Source organism: Poseidonocella sp. HB161398 (assembly GCF_005870025.1).
Lineage (GTDB): Bacteria > Pseudomonadota > Alphaproteobacteria > Rhodobacterales > Rhodobacteraceae > Mangrovicoccus.
This window is the reverse complement of the sequence record NZ_VATA01000026.1, coordinates 37,670-58,099: the sequence shown is the minus strand read 5'-3', so window position 1 is coordinate 58,099 and position 20,430 is coordinate 37,670. Positions and strand designations below refer to the sequence as shown.

19 protein-coding genes are annotated in these 20,430 nt (G+C 71.4%); 8 read left to right on the top strand and 11 right to left on the bottom strand.

Going from position 1 to position 20,430, the window contains the following annotated elements:
- Positions 1–32: 32 nt before the first annotated feature.
- The 8 genes from FGX59_RS19805 to FGX59_RS19770 form a co-directional block, all read right to left on the bottom strand.
- On the bottom strand, positions 33–959 hold the full coding sequence (locus FGX59_RS19805) for an aminotransferase class IV (RefSeq protein WP_138468860.1): 927 nt from the start codon (positions 957–959) through the stop codon (positions 33–35).
- Positions 960–963: 4 nt separating this feature from the next.
- A complete protein-coding gene (locus FGX59_RS19800) occupies positions 964–1,695 on the bottom strand; it encodes an HAD family hydrolase (protein ID WP_138468859.1) in 732 nt (243 codons plus the stop codon).
- Between the two features lie 275 nt (positions 1,696–1,970).
- Complete coding sequence (locus tag FGX59_RS19795) at positions 1,971–2,171, bottom strand: hypothetical protein (protein ID WP_138468858.1); 201 nt, start codon at positions 2,169–2,171, stop codon at positions 1,971–1,973.
- Positions 2,172–2,213: 42 nt separating this feature from the next.
- Positions 2,214–3,002 carry a hypothetical protein gene (locus tag FGX59_RS19790; RefSeq protein WP_138468857.1) on the bottom strand — a complete coding sequence of 263 codons (789 nt, stop codon included), beginning with the start codon at positions 3,000–3,002 and terminating at the stop codon, positions 2,214–2,216.
- A complete protein-coding gene (locus tag FGX59_RS19785; RefSeq protein ID WP_240722591.1) occupies positions 2,999–4,372 on the bottom strand; it encodes a hypothetical protein in 1,374 nt (457 codons plus the stop codon). Before FGX59_RS19785 ends, FGX59_RS19790 begins: the two co-directional genes overlap by 4 nt.
- Positions 4,373–4,456: 84 nt before the next feature.
- Entirely contained in the window at positions 4,457–5,089 is a 633-nt protein-coding gene (locus tag FGX59_RS19780; RefSeq protein WP_138468856.1) for an alpha/beta family hydrolase, read from the bottom strand.
- A 91-nt stretch (positions 5,090–5,180) separates the two neighbouring features.
- A complete protein-coding gene (locus tag FGX59_RS19775; protein ID WP_171060736.1) occupies positions 5,181–5,627 on the bottom strand; it encodes a GNAT family N-acetyltransferase in 447 nt (148 codons plus the stop codon).
- A gap of 68 nt (positions 5,628–5,695) precedes the next feature.
- A complete protein-coding gene (locus FGX59_RS19770; protein ID WP_138468854.1) occupies positions 5,696–6,595 on the bottom strand; it encodes a LysR substrate-binding domain-containing protein in 900 nt (299 codons plus the stop codon).
- A gap of 71 nt (positions 6,596–6,666) precedes the next feature.
- On the opposite strand from FGX59_RS19770, the gene FGX59_RS19765 reads away from it, so the two are divergent.
- Both FGX59_RS19765 and FGX59_RS19760 read left to right on the top strand, forming a co-directional pair.
- Positions 6,667–6,861 carry a DUF1127 domain-containing protein gene (locus tag FGX59_RS19765; RefSeq protein ID WP_138468853.1) on the top strand — a complete coding sequence of 65 codons (195 nt, stop codon included), beginning with the start codon at positions 6,667–6,669 and terminating at the stop codon, positions 6,859–6,861.
- Between the two features lie 3 nt (positions 6,862–6,864).
- On the top strand, positions 6,865–7,704 hold the full coding sequence (locus tag FGX59_RS19760) for an EamA family transporter (protein WP_138468852.1): 840 nt from the start codon (positions 6,865–6,867) through the stop codon (positions 7,702–7,704).
- A gap of 9 nt (positions 7,705–7,713) precedes the next feature.
- On the opposite strand, the gene atzF is transcribed toward FGX59_RS19760, so the two are convergent.
- Positions 7,714–9,108: an allophanate hydrolase gene (atzF, locus tag FGX59_RS19755; protein ID WP_138468851.1), complete on the bottom strand. Its 1,395-nt coding sequence runs from the start codon at positions 9,106–9,108 to the stop codon at positions 7,714–7,716.
- A gap of 174 nt (positions 9,109–9,282) precedes the next feature.
- Here atzF and FGX59_RS19750 point away from each other — a divergent pair, with 174 nt between their 5' ends.
- Together FGX59_RS19750 and FGX59_RS19745 are read left to right on the top strand one after the other, a co-directional pair.
- Positions 9,283–10,191: a LysR family transcriptional regulator gene (locus FGX59_RS19750; RefSeq protein ID WP_138468850.1), complete on the top strand. Its 909-nt coding sequence runs from the start codon at positions 9,283–9,285 to the stop codon at positions 10,189–10,191.
- Between the two features lie 122 nt (positions 10,192–10,313).
- Positions 10,314–11,726 (top strand): nucleobase:cation symporter-2 family protein, encoded by a 1,413-nt coding sequence (locus FGX59_RS19745; RefSeq protein ID WP_138468849.1) that lies wholly within the window; start codon positions 10,314–10,316, stop codon positions 11,724–11,726.
- Positions 11,727–11,814: 88 nt separating this feature from the next.
- Here FGX59_RS19745 and FGX59_RS19740 read toward each other — a convergent pair whose 3' ends face one another.
- A complete protein-coding gene (locus FGX59_RS19740) occupies positions 11,815–14,547 on the bottom strand; it encodes a cation-translocating P-type ATPase (RefSeq protein WP_138468848.1) in 2,733 nt (910 codons plus the stop codon).
- Positions 14,548–14,841: 294 nt separating this feature from the next.
- On the opposite strand from FGX59_RS19740, the gene FGX59_RS19735 reads away from it, so the two are divergent.
- Complete coding sequence (locus FGX59_RS19735) at positions 14,842–15,048, top strand: hypothetical protein (RefSeq protein WP_138468847.1); 207 nt, start codon at positions 14,842–14,844, stop codon at positions 15,046–15,048.
- Positions 15,049–15,091: 43 nt separating this feature from the next.
- On the opposite strand, the gene FGX59_RS19730 is transcribed toward FGX59_RS19735, so the two are convergent.
- Positions 15,092–16,642 (bottom strand): amidase, encoded by a 1,551-nt coding sequence (locus tag FGX59_RS19730; RefSeq protein ID WP_138468846.1) that lies wholly within the window; start codon positions 16,640–16,642, stop codon positions 15,092–15,094.
- Positions 16,643–17,088: 446 nt separating this feature from the next.
- On the opposite strand from FGX59_RS19730, the gene FGX59_RS19725 reads away from it, so the two are divergent.
- The 3 genes from FGX59_RS19725 (at position 17,089) to FGX59_RS19715 (ending at position 20,397) form a co-directional block, all read left to right on the top strand.
- Complete coding sequence (locus FGX59_RS19725; RefSeq protein ID WP_138468845.1) at positions 17,089–18,243, top strand: transporter substrate-binding domain-containing protein; 1,155 nt, start codon at positions 17,089–17,091, stop codon at positions 18,241–18,243.
- 13 nt (positions 18,244–18,256) lie between these two features.
- The gene (locus FGX59_RS19720; RefSeq protein WP_138468844.1) at positions 18,257–18,874 is read left to right on the top strand and encodes an ANTAR domain-containing response regulator; all 618 of its coding nucleotides are present in this window, start codon (positions 18,257–18,259) and stop codon (positions 18,872–18,874) included.
- A 275-nt stretch (positions 18,875–19,149) separates the two neighbouring features.
- The gene (locus FGX59_RS19715) at positions 19,150–20,397 is read left to right on the top strand and encodes a transporter substrate-binding domain-containing protein (protein WP_138468843.1); all 1,248 of its coding nucleotides are present in this window, start codon (positions 19,150–19,152) and stop codon (positions 20,395–20,397) included.
- Positions 20,398–20,430: the final 33 nt, after the last annotated feature.

Genomic DNA, 20,430 nt, shown 5'->3' with positions numbered 1-20,430 from the left:
AGGGCCCGGGCCTGCGGGCCCGGGCGGCGGTCTCAGCGGCGCGCGGCCTTCTGCTCGGCCACCGTGCGGGCGACGAGTTCCTTGTAGAGATCGCGGATCCGCTGGGTCACGGGGCGCGCGCCGTCGCCGATCGCCCGCCCGTCGATCTCCGCCACCGGGGTCTGGGCGCCGAAGGTGCCGGTCAGGAAGGCCTCGTCCGCCGAATAGGCCTCGTAGAGCGAGAAGTTCTTCTCGAAGACCGGGATCCCGGCCTCGCGGCAGAGCCGGACGACATTGGCGCGGGTGACGCCGTTCATGCAGTAGTCGCCGGTCGAGGTCCAGACCTCGCCCTTGCGCACGATGAAGAAGTTGCAGGCATTGGTGGTGTTCACGAAGCCATGCGGGTCGAGCATCAGCCCCTCGTCGGCCCCGGCCTCCTCGGCCTGCAGGCAGGCGATGATGCAGTTCAGCTTGGAATGGCTGTTGAATTTCGGGTCCTGGCTGTGCGGCAGGCCGCGGACCTGTGGCACCGAGGCCAGGCGCAGCCCCTGCGACAGCGCGGCGGCGGGCACCGAATGCTCGATGATGGCGACGATGGTCGGGCCCCATTTCGACAGGCTCGGATGCTGGAACGGCTTGGCCTTGCGGCCGCGCGTGACCATCAGCCGGCAATGCGCGTCGCCGGTCATGCCGTTGGCCGCCGCGGTCTCGTCGAGAAGCGCGCGGATCTCCTCGCGGGTCTTGCCGATCTCCAGCTTCACCGCCTTGCAGCTGTCGTAGAGCCGGTCCATGTGCGCGTCGAAGAAGGCCCATTCGCCGTCATAGAGCCGCATCCCCTCCCACATGCCGTCGCCCAGCATGAAGCCCGAGTCGTAGACCGAGACCACCGCCTGGTCCTTCGGGACGATCCTGCCGTCGACATAGATCTTCAGCGCGTCGTTGCGGGCGTCGTGTTCGGAATCGTGGGTCGTGGTGTCCATGGTCTCAGGCCTTCAGCGCAAGGGGTTTCAGCGCGTCGTAATAGGGCAGGGCGGCGTCGCAGACCGCCTGCAGATCGGCGGGCAGCGCGGGAAGCGGCCCCTCGGCGCCGGCGAAGCCGGTGGAGCGGTGGACCGCGTCGTACCAGTGCGCCGCCCAGACCCCGTCATCGGCATGCCCGCCCGCGGGCCAGCGGATCATGCCGGGATCGCGCGGGATGCCGAGCGCGTCGCAGAGCGCGGCCATCATCCCGGCCGGATCGGCGCGGATGTCATGGGAGTCGATGACCACCGGGGTCTGTCCCGAGGCGCGGATCTCCTCGAAGATCTCCGCCTGCTGGCGGAAGCCGATATCGTCGAGCACCGGGTTCTCGCGCTTCTTGGCATAGCTTGCCAGCACCCGCGCCGGATGGCGGATCAGGAAGAGATGCGTGACCGAGGAGAACCAGTCGCGCGGCACGCCCTCGATCATGTGGTGGGTCATGTGCTTCTGGTAGAAGACCGGCCGCCCCGAGGGATGCGGCGCCGCGCAGCGCGCCGCGACCTCCCGGGGGTCGCGCGGACCGGCGGCGATGATCTCGGCGCCCATCGGATGCGTCAGCCCGGTCATCTCCAGATAGGCGGCATAGAAGGGCTCGTCCCAGACCGCGGCGTCGCCGCGCGCGCCGAAGGCGTACATCATCGCGGTCGAGAGGTTTCTCGGACCGGACCAGGCGGCAATATTGAGGGGGGCGGTCATCGCGGACTCCGTCTCGGGCATTCCGCGGCACTCTAGGCCACGCAAAGCCCGAGGAGAAAGGGCCGACGGCGCGGGACCCGCGCTTTGTCGCAGGGCTTCGCAGGATGCTGAAAAGGGATGTCAGGGCGGCGATCTGGAGGAAATCGTTCCGGATATTGCCAAGACTGCCTCCGGAACTTGGAAATTCCGGCCAGCTTTGGGGTCATTTTCCCAGTTTTGCCGCCAAGCTCCGAGGCCGAGCATGCTTTTCCGGCAGCCCTGTCAGGGCCCGGGGATCAGGGCGGGGGGCGCGGAAGCGGGACGGGCAGGCGCAGGCAGAGCGCGAAGGCCGAAGGCAGCGCCGCCAGCAGCCCCCAGCACGCCAGGTCCGGCCCGATCGCGCCCATGGCCAGAGCCAGGGCCAGCCCCAGCGCGGCGAGGGCGGCGATCGTCACGGCCAGGACCGCGCGGCGGCAGAGGAGGAGCATCCGTCCCATGCCGCCGATCCTGCCCCGGACGGGGTTGAGACCGGGTGAATCTCAGCCGGTGATCCCGGTGGCCAGGCGGTAGGCCTCGAGCTCCTCCGCGGTGAGGATGTAGATCCCGTCGGCGGGGGTCTCCAGCGCCGGGATCCGCAGGAGCGGGTCGACCCCCATCTCCTGCAGGTAGCGCATCGCCTCGGCCTCGCGCTCCTGCACCGCCGCGACGCCGACGAAAAGCGGCAGCAGCGCCGAGCTGTCGTAATAGGACTGGTGCACGCCGACCCGCGCCTCGGCCGAGACCTCGCGCGCGGTGCCGCCGGCCAGCATGTAGGGGCAGGCCGAGAAGCAGACCGCGCCCGCGACCAGCCGGGTCCCGAGCCCGCGCCGGCGGAGCTCGCGGCCGATCTCCAGCGCTTCGGCCACGAGGCCGCCGGGACTGTGCAGCAGCACCGCATCGGGCGGCTCCATCGCGTCGAGCCGCCGGACCAGCCGGGCGGCGGCGCCCTCGTCGATCGTGCCGGTCAGGCTCAGCAGCGTCGCGCCGTCGCGCGCCACCGTCTCGATCTGCAGGCTGTCGGGCAGCGGCCCGCCGCCGGGGCCGCCGGGGCGCATCGTGCCGGGCGCGGCGGGCAGCTCGGCCGGGCGGAAGCGCCGTGTCTGGTCGTCGGGCACCACCGGCTGGGCCGGGTCGAAGCCCGGCATCGCCCGCCGGGTCCAGCGGCCGGGCTCAAGGAGGCCCGAGGCCTCGATGACCACCGCCACGCCGATCAGCGCCTGCGCGGCGAGGCAGAAGGCCATGACCGCGCGGATGCCGGGACGGCGGCGGGCCGGGGCGGCCCCGCTCATTCGGCCCGCGGTCCGGCTGCGACCGGGACGAAGCGCGGCGGCGCGTCCTCTTCCCGATCAGGCCCGGCGGGCGCCTCTTCGGCTGCCGGGGCCGGCTCCGGCGCCTCCGCGGGCGGTTCCGCGGCGCGGTTGGCGCGGCCGCGCGAGGTCTCGATGTCCTCGAGCGCCCGCATCGCCGCGCGCAGATCGCCGATCGTCATCGATGCCTCCAGCCCCGAGCCGTCGCGCCCGCGCCGGATCGCCGCCTGGGTCACGGCGAGGACGAAGACCAGCACCGCGGGCAGCAGGTCGATGGCGATCGCCCCAGCCCAGGAGGGCGCGAAATTCCCGGCATAGCGGATCACCGCATCGGCGGCGCTGATCGGCGTGTAGGTGGTCTCGACCGGCTCGGGCAGGGCCAGCACCTCGGCCGCGGCGGCCTCCAGCGACTGCGCGCGGGCATCGAGCGCGCCGAGGATCTGGCCCAGCGTGCTCTGCTGGCCCGCGCGGATGTCCTCGGTCCGGCCGTCGAGCTCGGGCAGCACCACCGAGGCCGAGAGATCCTGCGCCGCGCGCTCCACCAGCGGCGCGACCGAGAGCTGGCGCAGCGATGTGATCACGCCGGCAAGCCGCACGGATTCCTCGGAAAACGTCACCGAGCGCGCCTGCACCGAGCCCTGTTCCACCAGGAGCGACCGCATCCGCCCGAGGATCGCGTTGCCCTCTTCGAACGCGGCGGCGATGGGCGCCTCCTGGGCGGCGATCTGGTCCTCCAGCGCGGCGAGTTCGGCCGATTTCTGGGTCAGCAGCCGGAAGACCGCGCCGCGCCCGGCCGTGCCCGAGAGGTTCCCGGCCTGCTCCTGCGCGCCCAGATCCTCGAAGAGCTGCCGCGCGCGGGCGACATCGCGGCCGAGCCCCTGGGCCAGCACGGCGTTTTCATGCGCGCGCTCCAGCGAGGACTGGTAGTCCTGCACGGTGCGCGCCAGATGCTGCTCGACCGCGGCGCTGCCGGCGAGGGCGGCGGCGTTCAGCCAGGAGGACATCGCCACGATCGCCATGCAGCCGAGCGCACCGGCGACCAGGAGCCCCAGCACGCTCTGCCCCGAGCGCATCGCCGGCAGGAGCCGCATCAGGTAGGACCAGAAGACGAAGATGCCGACCGAGACGGCGATCGAATAGGCCAGCGCCGCCAGCACGCTGAGCGCGTCGCTGCCGTCGAGAAGCTGGGTCACCCCGAGATAGGTGTAGATCCCCGAGGCCAGCGCCAGGATGCCGAGCGCGGCGGGGGTGAAGCTGTCGAGCCAGCGCAGATGCGCCTCCAGCTCGCGCGCCTCGCGCAGGTCGCGGCGCTCGTCCGGGGCGGTCTCCGCCCGGTCCTCGGATGCGGTCATCGGCAGATCCTTCCTGTCGGCTCCGGGGATCGGGTTGGAACCCCGGATCTAGATATGCAGGAAATCCGCTCTGTCCAGCGGGGGTCAGGTCACGCTTGCGATCCAGGCCGCGGCGGCGGCGGCGGCCTCCGCGATCAGCTCGGCCTGGCTCCGCCCGGTCACCCGCTTGCGCGGGGCGAAGTCGTGATTGCCGTCCTCGAGCCACGCCACGCTGATCTGCGGCGACAGCGCATAGGCGGCGACCTCCTCGCGGCTGCCGAAGGCGTCGCGGCTGCCCTGGCAGATCAGCGCCGGGGCGGACAGGCTTTCCAGATGGGCGGTGCGCAGCCGCTCGGGCTTGCCCGCCGGGTGGAAGGGATAGCCGAGGCAGAGCAGCCCGGCGATCGCGCCCTCCGCATGCAGCCGGTCCGCGGCGAGGCTCGCCACCCGGCCGCCCATCGACTTGCCGCCGATGAAGAGCGGCCCGGGACAGGCCAGCGCGGCGATGGCGGCGCGGAATTCCTGCTCCAGCGCCTCGACCTTGGGCGGGGGGCGCTTGCCGCCGCCGCTGCGCCGCTGGGCCATGTAGGCAAATTCGAACCGCGCCACCCGCAGGCCGTGCCCGGCCAGCGCCGCGGCCATGTCGGTCATGAAGCTGCTGTCCATCGGCGCGCCCGCGCCATGGGCCAGCAGCACCGTCGGCCGGTCCGGACCGTCTCCGTCGAAAAGGAATTCCATGCGCGGCCTCCGGGCCTTCTGGTCTGTCGCGCGCAGTCTCGCGGCCGGGCGGGGCAGGGGCAAGCGGGCAGTTCGGCGCGGACCCGGCCGGTCAGAGCGGCTTCGAGAGCAGGACGCCGCCGGGGGCCTGCGGGGCATAGCCGCGGCTTTCGTAGAAGCGCCGCGCGGTGGCCGTGCTTTCGAGGCGGCAGGCCCGGGCGCCCCCGTCCCGCGCGATCGCCTCCATCGCCGCAAGCAGCGCCGTGCTGACGCCCTGGAACCGCGCGTCGGGCCCGACATAGTTCAGCAGCACCGCGCCCGTCGCCTCCACCATGCCGATCCCGGCCATCCGGCCGCCGGTCTCGGCCACCAGAACGGCCGCATCCGGGCGCGCCAGCCAGCCGGCCCAGACCGCGACCGTCTTGTTGCCGAGCCAGCCCGCCAGCCGCTCCGCGTCATGGCCGTGATCGGCGGCGCAGAGCTCGGTGATCGAGCCGCGCAGCAGCCGCACCGCCGCCGGGCCGTCGGCAATGGTGCCGTGGCGGATCGTGATTGTCATGGCGCTCCCCTCTCGCTGCCGCGCGCGGACCATAGCCGCGCGCCGCCGCGCCGCAAGCCGCCCGGCGCCTAGACCGGCGGAGACCTGCCGCCCGCAAGGGCGTCCGCGCCGCTCTGGTCCTGCAGCCAGCGGACGAAGAGCGCCGCCTCGCGGCCGGGCCGGGGCGGGGTGAGCGCGACATAGTCCTGGCCGGAGGGGCAAAAGCCCATCGGCGCCACGAGCCGTCCGGCGGCGAGGTCGTCGCGGACCAGCACGAGCGGCGCGATCGCCATGCCGAGCCCGGCCACGGCGGCCTCGAGCAGGAAGTAGAAATGCTCGAATTCCTGGCCGCCCGCGGGCGCGGGCACCCCCGCCTGACGTGCCCAGCCGGTCCAGGCGTCCCGGCGGGTCGCGGTATGGAGGACCGGCAGGGCCGAGAGCGCCTCCCAGCCCGCCGGGGCGCCACCGGGCAGGAGCGCGGGGCTGAGCACCGGGCCGACCTCGTCGGCGAAAAGCCGCGTCACCTCCGCCGCGCCCCATCTGCCGGTGCCGACGCGGATGGCCGCATCGAGGCGCTGGCGGGCGAAATCCACCGGCCCGTCATCGGCAGTCAGCCGGACCTCGATTGCCGGATGGCGTTTCTGGAAGCCGAAGAGCCGCGGGATCAGCCAGCGCATCGTGAAGGTCCCGAGGCAGGAGACATCGAGCAGGCGGCGCTCGCGCTGCATCGCCCGGGCGACCGCCTCCTCGATCCCGTCGAAAGCCGCCTGCAGGGCCGGCTGCATGTCGAGCGCGGCCTGCGAGGGCACCAGCCGGTTGCGCGGCCCGTCGAAGAGCGCGACGCCCAGAAGCGCCTCCAGCCCGCGCACCTGGCGGCTGACGGCACCATAGGTGACGCCCAGCTCCTCGGCGGCCAGGGTCATCTGGCCATGGCGCAGCGTCGCCTCGAGGGCGCGCAGGGCAGTGAGCGGGAGCGTGCCGCGCTTCATGTGCGAAAATCTCACAAGACAGGCGAGAAACTATCGTTTTTCCAATTCTGGAAGCTCTGCCAGAAGAGCGCATGGCACATGAAAATTCAATCCGCATTGCGGTGCGGCGCGGTCCCTTGCGGGCGGCGCGCGCCGTTCTCCTGCGCTGGTCGCGCAACCTGCGCACGCGCCGCGCGCTGCGCCGCCTGCCGCCGGAGCGGCTCGGCGATCCCGGGCTCTGCCCCGCGGCCGCCGCCGCCGAGGCCGCAAGGCCGTTCTGGGGATAGCCGATGGAGCCGCATGTCTTCGCCGCTGTGCTGCTGGCGGCGCTTCTCCATGCCGGGTGGAACGCGCTGCTGAAGACCGGGCTCGACCGTGCCTCCGGCGTGCTGCTGCTGGCCCTGGTCCAGGCGGCGATCGCGCTGCCGCTGCTGCCCTTCATGCCCTTGCCCGCTGCGGCGGCCTGGCCCTGGATCGCCGCCGGGGCGGGGCTGCATGCGGGCTACAAGATGATGCTGGCCCGCGCCTATGACGCCGCCGATCTCAGCCAGGCCTATCCGCTGGCGCGGGGCTGCGCGCCGCTGATCGTGACGGCGGCGGCGGTGCTCGCGCTCGGCGAGACGCCGGGGCCGCGGGTGCTGGCGGCGATTGCGGCGATCTCGCTCGGCATCCTCGTCATGGCGGCGCGCGGCGGGCCCGCCGGGCGGATGGAGGGCCGTGCGCTGGCCTATGCCGGGGCGACGGCCTGCTTCACCGCAGCCTACACGCTGGCGGACGGGATCGGCGCACGGATCGCGGGCAGCGCCCCGGCCTTCGTGCTGTGGATGGCGCTCGGCGATGCCGTGCTGATGGCGGCCTGGGCGGGGGCGCGGCGCGGCCGCGCGGCCTTCGCGGTGCTGCGCCCGGCCTGGCGCAGCGGGCTGGCGGCCGGGGCGATGTCGCTCGGCTCCTACGGCATTGCGGTCTGGGCCTTCACCCGGGCGCCGATCGCCATGGTCGCCGCCTTGCGGGAATCGAGCATCCTCTTCGCCGTGGTGATCGCCGGGCTGGTGCTGCGCGAGCCGGTGGGACGCTGGCGATGGGCCTCGGCGGGGGCGATCGCCTGCGGCGTGGCGCTGATGAAGGGTTGAGCGCCGGGCTCACTCCGCTGCCCGGAGCGCCGCCGCCGCGGGCCGCGGCCAGCCGGTGGCGCCGAGCGGCCCGGCCTCGATGGCCGCCGCGGCCGAAGCCGCCAGTGCGTCCCGCCCCGCAGGCGCCAGCAGCGTCACCCCGCCCGGACGCCCGTCGCCGCGGGGACCGACGGGCACGGCGATGCCGCAGAGATCGAGCAGGTTGACGAAATTCGTGTAGCTGCCCAGCCGGGCATTGGGACCGACCGGGTCGGCGGCGTCCTCGGCCAGGGTGACGAAGGCGGGGATCGAGGGCACGCAGATCAGGTCGCAGCCCGCCATCGCGGTCTCGCAGGCGCGGCGCAGCTCCGCCAGGCGGTAGCGGTCGCGGAAGGCGTCGACCGCGCTGAACTGCGCCGCGCCACCGGCAATCCGGCGGATCACCGGCAGCAGCGTCTCCGGCGCCTCTGCCAGCCGGTCGCCGATGGCGGCGGCGCGCTCGGCCACCCAGGACCGCTCGTAGGGCAGCCGCGCCACCTCGTGGAACGGGCCGAAGCCGATCCGGACGATCCTTGCGCCAAGGGCGCGGAGCCGCCCGGCCGTCTCCTCCAGCATGCGGATCTGCCGCGGCTCGCAATGCGCCGCGAGGCTGTCCGCGTCGGGCAGGGCGATGCACAGGCCGGGGCGCAGCGCTCCGGGCTCTGCGGGCGGGACGGGGAAGCGGCGGGAGAAGCTGTCGGCCGGGTCGTAACCCGCGGCGGCGCAATGGATCTCCCAGGCGTCGGCGGTGCTCTGGGCGAAGACCGAGAGCGTGTCGAGCGTGCGGCAGGCCGGGACGAGGCCGCGGGTGGACCAGGCGCCGAGGCTGGGCTTCAGCCCGGCGATGCCGTTGTGCGCCGCGGGCACCCGGCCCGAGCCGGCCGTGTCGGTGCCGAGCGCGAAGGGCACGATCCCGCGGGCGACGGCCAGCGCCGAACCGGAGGAGGAGCCGCCCGGCACGATGGCGGGATCGAGCGCGTTGCGCGGCACCGGATAGGGCGTGCGCGTGCCGACGAGCCCGGTGGCGAACTGGTCGAGATTGGTCTTGCCGATGACGATCGCCCCGGCCGCGCGCAGCCGCGCCACGACCGCCGCATCCTCGGTCGCGACATGGGCGCTTGCCGGACAGGCGGCGGTGGTCGGCTGCCCTGCCACGTCGATATTGTCCTTCACCGCGAAGGGCATGCCCCAGAGCGGGCGGCCAAGGGGGGCGCCGAGCGCGCGCGCCCCGGCCAGCGCGGCCGCCCGGTCGGCATGAAGGAAGATGCCCGGATCGGCGGCGGCCTCCAGCCGGGCGAAGACCTCCTCGACGATTTCGGCGGGCCGGGCGCCCGCGGCATAGGCGGTGCGCAGGGCGGGCAGGGTGAAGGGCAGGGATGACAGCATCTTGGACCTCTTTTTCGGTTCTCCCGGAAAGCGGGCAGGGTGCCCGGCCGGCCCGCATATGCGGGGCCGTCCGGCCGTTCGGATGCGAAAATGCCTGTCCGGGGTGTTTACAGGAATTGCCGGTTTGTCATCGTGGCGGTGCAAAACGGACACCGCCCCGGGCAAGGAGCCGGCATGAGACATCTCTACACCTTCCAGCTGATCGAGGCGGTCGCGCGGGCCGGGTCGATGCGCAAGGCGGCCGAGGACATGAACATCACCGCCTCGGCGCTGAACCGGCGGATCCGCGGCTTCGAGGCCGAATTCGGCTCGCCGCTCTTCGAGCGCCTGCCGAACGGGGTGCGGCTGAACCCGGCGGGCGAGCTCGTGATGCACTACTACCGCGCTTCGCGCTCCGAGCTGGTCCGGGTGCAGAGCCAGGTCGCCGACCTGGCCGGAGAGCGGCGGGGCCATGTCTCGATCGCCTGCTCGCAGGCGCTGCTGCCCTATTTCCTGCCCGAGGAGATGGCGCGCTACCGCGCCGGGCATCCCGGCGTGACCTTCTCGGTCAATGTGCGCGACCGCGCCCAGGTGGAGCAGGAGCTGGCCACCTACCAGAGCGACCTGGCGCTGGTCTTCGAGCCGATCTACCTCGTGGATTTCCAGGTGATCCGCATCCTTCCGCAGCCCGTCACCGCCATCCTGGCGGCCGATCACCCGCTGGCGGCGAAGCCCGAGCTGCGGCTGAGGGACTGCCTAGAGCATGTCCATGTCGCGCCCTCCAGCAGCTACGGCGTGCGCCATCTGCTGGATTTCGGCGCCAGGCGGATCGAGCGGCGGCTGAACCCGGTGGTGGAGACCGAGAGCTTCGACCTGATCCGCCACTATGTCCGCCACGAGCGCGCCATCGGCTTCCAGATCCCGATCGGCCTGCGCCCGCCCGCGGACGGCTCGGTCGTGTTCCGCCCGGTCGCCGAGCGCGACGTGCCCGCGGGCAGCCTGATCCTGGGCCAGATGCGCGGCCGCAGCCTGCCGGTCGCCTCGGCGCGCTTCTCCGAGCAGGTGGCCGCCCGCCTGGCCGCGCTGGCCGGCGAGACCGGCTGAGCCCGCCCCCGGATCCGGAGGCGTTGCCCGAAACGCACCGCCTTGCGGAAATCTTGGCAATTCTTCGTCCGCTCTCCCTCTGGCACGCTGGAGCCACGCCTTCAGAAACAGGAGAGACGACCATGACAGAGACTACCTCTTCCCCGTCCGCCTCCGGCGCCGCGGGGACAGATCCGCATGCCGACGTCATCTACCGGGTCGATGACAAGCCGGCCTTCGCCCCGGCGCTGCTGGCCGCGGTTCAGCACCTGCTGGCGGCCTTCGTCAATATCGTCGCCCCGGCCATCGTCATCGGCGCGGCGCTGGGGCTCGGTCCCTACGTGCCCTATCTGGTGGCGACCTCGCTCTTCGTGTCGGGCATCGCCACCTGGATCCAGTCGCAGCGCGTCGGGCCGGTCGGCTCGGGGCTCCTCAGCCTGCAGGGCACCAGCTTCGCCTTCGTCGCCGCGCTCATCACCTCGGGCAAGATCGCCCAGCAGGGCGGGGCGAGCTCCGAGGAGGTCCTGGCGACCATCTTCGGCGTGGCCTTCGTCGCCTCCTTCATCGAGATCGGCATCGCCTTCGCGCTGCCCTGGCTGCGCCGGATGATCACCCCGGTCGTCTCGGGCAGCGTCGTCGTGCTGATCGGCATGAGCCTGATCCTGGTCTCGATCCGCGACATCGGCGGCGGCGCGGGGGCCGAGAATTTCGGCAACGGCACCAATGTCGGCCTCGCCGCCTTCGTGATCGCCATCATCCTGGCCTGCCAGTTCTCGGCGAACAGCATGATCCGCGTCAGCTCGATCGTGATCGGCCTGGCCGCGGGCTGCCTGCTGGCGCTGCTGACCGGCAATGTCGCGGCGCCGGACTTCTCGGGCGTGCCGCTGATCTCTGTGCCGGTCCCGTTCCGCTTCGGCATCAGCTTCGACTGGGTGTCCTTCATCCCGGTGGCCTTCATGTTCATCATCACCTCGCTGGAGACGATGGGCGACATCACCGGCACCTCGCGGGTCTCGGGCGAGCCGACCGAGGGCCCGGTCTTCGAGGAGCGCGTCAGGGGCGGCGTGCTGGCCGACGGCGTCAACTCGGTGCTGGCCGCGGCCTTCGCCACCTTCCCCAACACCACCTTCAGCCAGAATACCGGCGTGGTGCAGCTGACCGGCGTCGCCAGCCGCCATGTCGGCCGCTACATCGCGGTGATCCTGGTGATCCTCGGGCTCTTCCCGGTGCTGGGCGCCGTGCTGCAGCAGATCCCGCGCCCGGTGCTGGGCGGGTCGACCTTCGTGATGTTCAGCCTGATCGTGGTCTCGGGCATCCGGATCATCGGCAGCCAGCATCTGGGCAAGAAGGAGACGATCACCGTCGCGCTGTCGGTGGGCGTGGGCCTCGGCGTGCAGCTGCTGCCCGAGGTGCTGAGCTTCCTGCCGCCGCTCTGGCGCCAGATCTTCAGCTCGGGCATCACCACCGGCGGGCTGACCGCGGTGCTCTGCGGTGCGCTCCTGCCGGAGATGCGCACCCCCCGCGAGGCGGCCAAGCTGGCCTACGAGGAGGCCTGACCGGCCGGAGGACGCAGGGACTTGCCGGGTGCGCGCGGCAGGTCCCGGGAGGCGCGGCGGGCTCAGCGGCCCCGCCGCGCCTCCCGTTTCAGAGCCATTTCAGCCCGAAGAGCTCCTTGATCCCCGAAAGCGCGAAGACCGGCAGCGCGGCCACGGCGGCGGCGCCCAGAAGATGCGGCAGGTCGACCGGCGCAGTGCCCAGCACGAGATGTCCGAAGCCGGTGTAGATCGCCCCGAGCGACAGCAGGACCGAGCCCGCGACCGCCATCAGGAGCTGCCGGTTGCCGAAGGGCGAGCGGCGGAAGAGGGTCGAGGTCGTGCGCGCGTCGAAGATGTGCCAGATCTGCCCCGAGATCAGCGTGACGAAGGCCAGCGTCTGGGCATAGGCCTCTGCCGCGCCTGCCCCGAGGCTGGTGGAGAAGACCCAGAAGGAGGTCGCGCCGATCGCCAGGCCGCGGATCAGGATGCGCTCCTTCATGCCCTCGCCGAACATCGAATGGTCGCGCGGCCGCGGCGGGCGGGCCATGACGTTCTCCTCCTCCGCCTCGAAGCCGAGCGTCAGCGCGGGCATCCCGTCGGAGACGAGGTTCACCCAGAGGATCATCAGCGGCGTGATCGGCATCACCGGATGCTCGCCCATCAGCAGGAAGGCCAGCAGGATGACCGAGACCTCGGCCACGTTGGCGGTCAGCGCCTGGCGGACGAATTTCAGGAGGTTGTCGTAGATCCGCCGCCCCTCGCGCACCGCGCCGACGATGGTGGAGAAGTTGTCGTCCAGCAGGATCAGCGCCGAGCTGTCCTTGGCGACCGAGGTGCCGGTGATCCCCATGGCGACGCCGATATCCGCGGTCCTCAGCGCGGGCGCGTCATTCACCCCGTCCCCGGTCATCGAGGCGACCTCGCCGGTCTGCTGCAGCGCGCGCACGATCCTCAGCTTGTGCTCGGGGGTGACGCGGGCGAAGACCGCGGCCTTCGGCACCGCGGCCTCGAGCGCGGCATCGTCCATCTGGTCGAGCTCGGCGCCGGTATGGACGGTCTGCGACAGCTCGGTGCGGATGCCGATCGCCTCGGCGATGGCGCTGGCGGTGACGGCATGGTCGCCGGTGATCATCACCGTGCGCACGCCCGCCGCGTGGGCCTCGGCCACCGCGGTCCTCACCTCGGGCCGCGGCGGGTCCATGATCCCGTGGATCCCCAGAAGCACGATCTGCTGCTCGGGATCGGCATGGTCCAGCTCGCCCGGGACGATCCGGCGATAGGCGATGGCCAGCGTCCGGAGCGCGTCGCGGCCGAAGCCCGCGATCACCTCCTCCACCTCGGCGCGCCGCGCGGGATCGAGCGGCACCTCTTCGCCCGCGAGCCGCAGATGGGTGGCGCGGCGCAGGATCACGTCGGGTGCGCCCTTGGCCGAGAGGAACTCGTCCCCGCCCGGCACGCGGATATGCAGGCTCATCATCTTGCGGGTGCTGTCGAAGGGAAAGGCCGAGAGCTTCTCGACCCCGCCCGCCATCATGCCGTCGCGGGTGATGCCGACCTTGGCGGCGGCCACGACCAGCGCGCCGTCGGTCGGATTGCCCTGGATCGCCGGGCGGCCCTCGGCCTCGGTCAGCACCGCGTCATTGCACAGCGCCGAGTTCATCAGCATGTGGCGCAGGTCCTTCTCGGCGGCGATCTCCGCCTCCGTGCCGTCCTCGGCAAGGAAGGCGCCCTCGGGCGCAAATCCCTGGCCGGTGACGCTCCAGTGCCGCCCGCCGGCCCAGAGCTGCATCACCTGCATCTGGTTCTGGGTCAGCGTGCCGGTCTTGTCCGAGCAGATGACGGAGACCGAGCCCAGCGTCTCCACCGAGGAGAGCCGCCGCGCCAGCGCGTTCGAGCGCACCATCTTCTGCGAGCCGAGCGTCAGCAGGATCGTCACCACGGTCGGCAGCCCCTCGGGGATCGCCGCGACCGAGAGCGAGATCGCCGTGCCCAGCATGTCGGTCAGCGGCATGCCCTTGATGACGCCGATGCCGATCACCATCGCCACCGTCACCAGCGCCATCACGATCAGCACATGCGACAGCGCGTCGACCTTCTGCTGCAGGGGCGTCTTCGGCTCCTTCGCCGCCGCCATCAGCCCGGCGATATGGCCGACCTCGGTGTCCATGCCGGTGCCGGTGGCCAGGCCGATGCCGCTGCCATTGGTGACGATGGTCGACATGAAGCCCATGTTCAGCCGGTCGGCCAGCACCGCACCGGCCTCATCAAGCACGCCGTCATGCTTGTCGACCGGCTCGGATTCTCCGGTTAGCGCGGCCTCGTCGATCTGCAGCCGGTGCGCCTCGAGAAAGCGCAGGTCGGCCGGGACGATGTCGCCCGCCTTCAGCCGGACGATGTCGCCCGGGACGATGGCGGCGGCCGGGATCTCCTGCCAGCTGCCGCGGCGCAGCACCAGCGCGCCGGGGGCGGCCATCTCGCGCAGCGCCGCCAGCGAGCGCTCGGCGGAGTATTCCTGCCAGAAGGAGATCGCGGCATTGAGGAAGACGATGACGGCGATGGCGACGGTGTCGATCAGATGACCGGTGACCGCCGAGATCGCGGCGCCGCAGAGCAGGATGATCAGCAGCGGATTGAGGAACTGGCGCAGGAAAAGCTTCCAGGGCGGCTCGGCGGCGGTCTCGGCCAGCCGGTTCTCGCCATGCAGGTCCAGCCGCCGCGCGGCCTCCGCCTCTGCCAGCCCGGTTCCTGCATCGCTTCCGGCCGCGGCCAGCAGCGCGGCGGCGGGGACGGTCCAGGGCGGCGCGGCGCCGGCCCCGCTTTCGGCAAGCTCGATATCCTCCATGGCAGGTCTCCCTTATCCGCGCTGCGGAACCGATGCGGTCTGCCGGATGCTAACGAGCCCCCGGCGAGTCGCGGAAAGGGGCGAATCGTCCCGGCGGCGGGGTTTCCCCCGCGGCCTGACGCTAGGTCCATGCGCGCCCTCCCGCGCGCCCGGCGCCGATATTCAAAACCGGGCTTGCGTCGGACGGCGGGGCAGGGATCTACTGCAGGTAGCGGACCCCGGCAGCGTTGCCGCATGAAAGGCGACTGCAGCATGACCGGATCGCGCTGGATTCTCGGCTTGAAAGGAAGACAAATGGCTAGGGTTTCTTGGATCGCTGCGGCCTGTGCCCTCACGGCACTCTCGGCATGCGGCCAGTCCGATGGCGAACGCGCGCTGACCGGCGCGGTGATGGGGGCGGCAGCCGGGCAGGTCATCGCCGGCGACGCGGCAACCGGCGCGCTGCTCGGCGGTGCCGCGGGCGCGACCTGCCGCAGCCTGGGCACCTGCCCGAACAACTGATCCCGGTGCGGCAGGCCGGTCCTCCCGGCCTGCCGCCTGCCTGCTAGACGGCCGGGCGGCGGTGCCCGGTGGCCTGCTCGTAGGCATGGGCGCAGCGGATCAGCTCCGCTTCGCTCCACTGGCGGCCGAGGAAGATCAGCTCGAAGGGCGCGCCCGAGGCATAGTAGCCCGCGGGCACGGTGATGCCCGGGATGCCCGCGATGTTCAGCTCGCCCACCGTGGTTTCCAGGATCGCGTCGCCCGAATGCAGCTCCGGCAGCTCGCGCAGCATCTGCGGATAGGCCAGCGCGTCGAGCTCGTGGCGGGCGAAGACCTCGTCGAGCAGCGCCAGGTAGCGGGCCTTGAGCGCGGTGAAGGCCGGCATCGCCGGCGGTGTCCCGGGCGATTTCATCGCTTCGACGAAATCCGGCAGCTCGTTGAGATAGCCCAGGATCGCGCCCTTGGCGAAGGGATCCTCCGCGCTGGTGGCGGCGACGAACTCGTCCCAGGTCTTCAGCGCGGCATCCGGCCCGAGGCGGCGCAGGTAGCAGGTCATGTCCCAGGCGATGGATTCCAGCCCCCGCCCGTCGAAGAACGGCGTGCCCGGGGTCACTTCGCGCAGGCTGGCGAAATCCGTCCCGGCGAAGGGATCCTCGACCAGCACCGCACCGGCCGCGACCAGCTCGGTCTTGGCCCGCTCGTAGAGCGCCGCGGCCTCTTCCGACAGCGCATCCGGGCGCCAGCCGGGACCGTAGAGGCCGATCCGCTTGCCCTTCAGCCCGTCGCGCGACAGCCCCGCCGCATAGCCGCCCGCCGGGATCCGCCCGACCGAGGCCAGGGTCTTCGGATCCTCGGTGGTGAAGCCCGCCAGCACGTCGAGGCAGAGCGCGGCATCTTCCACGTTGCGCGCGATCGGCCCGACCACGTCGCGGTTGCCCGACAGCGGCACCACCCCGGCATTCGGGACCAGCCCGATGGTCGGCTTGATGCCGACGAGCCCCTGCGCCGAGGCCGGGTTCTGGATCGAGCCGCCGGTCTCCTCGGCGAGGCCGACGACGCACATATGCGCCGCGACCGCCGCCGCGGTGCCCGCGCTCGAACCGCCGGGCGCCCGGCTCTCGATCGCGGGGTTGATCGTCGGGCCGGCCCAGCTGTCATTGGCGTGGGTGCCGGTCCAGCTGAGGATCGGGACGTTGGTCTTGCCGAGGATCACCGCATCGGCGGCGCGCATCCGCGCCACGACCGGGCTGTCGCGCTCGGGCATCAGGTCGACCCCGCCCGAGGCGGCATGCAGCAGCCGCCAGCCCGCGGTGGAGGGAAAGCCCTTCATGTCCATCGGATCCTTGACCACGACCGGCACGCCGGCCAGCGGGCCGAGCGCCTCGCCCGCGGCGCGGCGGCGGTCGATCTCGCGCGCGGTCTCCAGCGCCTCGGGGTTCTCGAAGATGATGGCGTTGTACCGGCCGTTGACGGCCGCCACCTGCGCCAGCGCGGCCTCGGCCAGCGCCTCGGCGGTGAAGCGGCCCGAGGCCAGCCCCTCGCGGATCGCGGTGATGGTCAGCCCGCCCAGCATCTCGGGCGCGATTGCGGCGGTCGGATCGAGCGTCTCGCTCATCGGTGGGTCCTTTCCCGGCGCCGGGCACGGCGCCGTCCTGGCCGCCGGAGAGGCTCCGGGGCATCTGGTGGAGACTGGCAGCCGCAAGCGGACAGGACCTGCGCGGAGAGATCCGGCGGGCGCGGGCTGCGGCATATGGAAGGGGGCTGACAGCGCTGTCAGGGGGCCGGGCGGCCCTTGGTGCGCATCCTCGGATGCAGGCCTCCGGTGGCCCGGGATCGTCGCCCAGGGGACCGGAACGCGGCGATCCTGCGCCGGGACCCCGGGACGGTCAAGATCGAAAATGAAAATGCCGCAGCGTGCCGCGCCGCGGCGCCAAGCCGTTTGACAAAGCCCGCGGCTTGCCCTTTTCTCGGCGCGAAACCTTGAGCAGGGCGGCTCTCTTCCGGACATCCATGTCCGGACGGGGCCGCCCTTTGCTTTTTTGCAGATGATGGGATGACGAAGTGACCTCCGAGGAAACCTGGCCGATCGGCGTCGTGATGTCCGAGACCGGCGTGACCGGAATGGTCGAGAGGACGCAGGTCGCGGCCGTGAAGCTGGCCGTGGCCGAAATCAATGCCGCGGGGGGCGTGCGCGGGCGGCCGGTGGTGCCGCTGTTCCGCGACCCGGCCTCGACGCCCGCGCGCTACCGCGACCTGACGCTGGAACTCTGCCGCGACCACGGGGTCCGGGTGATCTTCGGCGGCCACATGTCGAGCACGCGCAAGGCGATGCTGCCGATGGTCGAGGCGCAGAACGCGCTGCTTTTCTACCCGACCCTCTACGAGGGGTTCGAATACTCGCGCCACTGCATCTATACCGGCGCGGCGCCGAACCAGAATTCCGTGCCGCTGGTCGACTACCTCTTCGGCACCTTCGGGCGGCGGCTGCTGCTGATCGGATCGGACTATGTCTATCCCTACGAGTCGAACCGGATCGTCGGCGATCTCTTCCGCTCCAAGGGCGGCGAGATCCTGGGCGAGACCTACGTGCCGCTCGACCTGCGCGGCGAGCATGTGGCGCGGCTTCTCGACCTGGTGCGCGAGACGCAGCCCGACATGATCTACTCGACCCTGGTCGGCGACGGGATCGTGCGCTTCTACGAGGCCTACCGCGCGGCGGGCTTCGATCCCGAGACCCTGCCGATCGCCAGCCAGTCGACCTCGGAGGTGGACGTGCTGCGGATGGCGCCCGGCACGGCGGAGGGCCATGTCATCGCCGCGCCGTTCTTCGATTCGCTCGACACGCCCGCGGCGGCGGAATTCACCCGCGCCTTCCACGCGGCAACCGGCGGCGCGCTGCCGGTCACCGCCCCGGCCGAGGCCGCCTATTTCTCGGTCCATCTCTATGCCCGGGCGCTGGCGCTGGCGGGCGAGGACGGGATCGACCGGCTGCTGCCGGCGCTCTACGAGGTGGAATACGAGGCGCCGCAGGGCCCGGTGCGGGTCGACCGGCTGACCAACCACACCCATCTGTGGCCGCGCGTGGCGCGGATCCGCGAGGGCGCCCCCTACGAGATCGTCAGCGCGCCGAAGCGGCGCGTGCCGCCCGATCCCTACCTGATCGAGATCGTCGGCGACGAGGAGGCCGCGGATCCGCTCGCGGCCGCCGGAAACTGAGGAGGCGCGCCGGATGTCCTCCGCCTTCCTGAAGGAACTGCGCAACCTGTCCGTCGTGGTGCTGCATCCCATGGACGAGGAGGGGATCGCGCTGACCGACCACCTGCGGCGGATCGGCTGCTCGCCCCAGCTGGTCTGGCCGGTGCCCGAGCGGCTGCCCGCGCGCACCGACATCCTGATCCTCGCCATCGAGGACCATGCCCGCGAGGATCTGCGCCGCTTCCTGCGCACCATCCCGAACCCGGCGCCCACCATCCTGGCGATCGTCAGCTACGAGAACCCCGCGACGCTGCAGCTGGTGCTGGAAAGTGGCGCGATGGCGGTGCTGAGCCGGCCGATCAAGCCCTTCGGGCTGCTCACCAACCTGGCGATCACCCGCAATGTCTGGAAGCAGAACCAGCAGCTCGCCCGCGACGCGCGGCGCTACAAGCGCAAGGTGATGGGCGACCAGATGGTGCTGCGCGCCAAGACGATCCTGATGGCCGGGGAGGGGCTGAGCGAGGACGAGGCCCATCGCGAGCTGCGCGCCCGCGCCATGAAGCGGCGCATCGCCATCGAGATCATGGCCCGCGAAATGGTCGAGGCGCATGACGCCGCCATGCCCGGATCGGGGGCCGGCGCAAAAACTTGAAGCCGGGCCGGCAATGGGCCTTGTCCTTCGGGGACCCGTTGCGCTAGCCTTCCTCCATCCCGGGCTGGTCCCCAGTTTTGGCCATCAGCCCGGACGGCGCCGCAAGGCGCCCTGCATAGGCAAAGACGCCCGCATCGGTCCCGGCAGGGGCCATGCGGGCGTTTTGCGTTCGACAATGCTGTCGGCCTCCAGAACCGCTCTTTCCGCGCCCGAGCGCCCGTGCCCCCGCTGTTCCGCGGGGCCGGTTCCCGTGCGCCTTCAACAGGGAAACAGACATGAAACTGAACCGCCGCAAGTTCCTGGCCACCACTGCCACCGCCTCTGCCGCGCTCGCCGCGCCGGGCTATCTGCGCCAGGCGATGGCCGCCGGAGATCCGATCAAGGTCGGCGCGCTCTATTCGCAGACCGGCGGGCTTTCCGTTGTCGAGAAGATGCTGGCCGCGGGCGTCCGCATGGCCGCCGAGGAGATCAACGCCCAGGGCGGCGTGATGGGCCGGCCGATCGAGGTGGTGGTCGAGGACGGCGCCTCCGATCCCAAGACCTATGCCGAGAAGGCGCAGAAGCTGGTGATCCGCGACCGCGTCTCCACCGTCTTCGGCTGCCACACCTCGGCCTCGCGCAAGGCCGTGCTGCCGATCTTCGAGCGCCGCAACGCCATGCTGTTCTACCAGACCCATTACGAGGGCTTCGAATGCTCGCCGAACGTGGTCTATTCGGGCGCCGTGCCGAACCAGCAGCTGGGCAACTACATCCCCTGGATTCTCGAGACGCTGGGCAAGAAGAAGGTCTTCATCGTCGGCTCGAACTACGTCTATCCGCGCGAGATGGCGAAGGTCTCGAAAGGCCTGATCGAGGCCGGCGGCGCCGAATGGGTGGCCGACGAGTACCTCGAGCTCGGCCATTCCGAATGGGCGGTGATGGTCAACAAGATCAAGGAATCGGGCGCCGACGTGGTGCTGTCGAACGTGGTCGGCGACTCGATCATCTCCTTCTACCGCGAGTTCATCAACCAGGGCCTCAGCCATGAGGAGATCCCGATCTGCGCCACCGTGACCTCGGAGATCGAGATCGCCGCGATGGGGCCGGAATACGCGGCCGGCAGCTACACCTCCTTCCCCTATTTCATGTCGCTCGACACCCCGGCGAACAAGAGCTTCATCGAGCGCTACCGCGCCTTCGTCGGCGATCCCAAGGCCACGACCTACCACTCGCTCGAAGCGGCCTATTTCCAGGTCTTCCTGTGGAAGCAGGCGGTCGAGGCCTCGGGCGACATCACCGCGGAGGCGATCCGCGAGGGCGTGCGCGGCCAGGAATACGCGGCGCCGGGCGGCAACGTGAAGATTGACGAGGACAACCTGCACTGCTGGCTGACCCCGCGGATCGGCCAGTGGCAGGCGGACGGCCAGTCGAAGGTCGTCGACGAATACCCCGAGCCGATCAAGCCGCTGCCCTATGCGGCCTATGGCGAGACCGCGGACAACCTCTTCTGCACCCGCGAAGGGCTCGACAGCTCCAAGCTCTGAACCGCGCCTCCGCCCGCATCCCCGGCGGGGTGC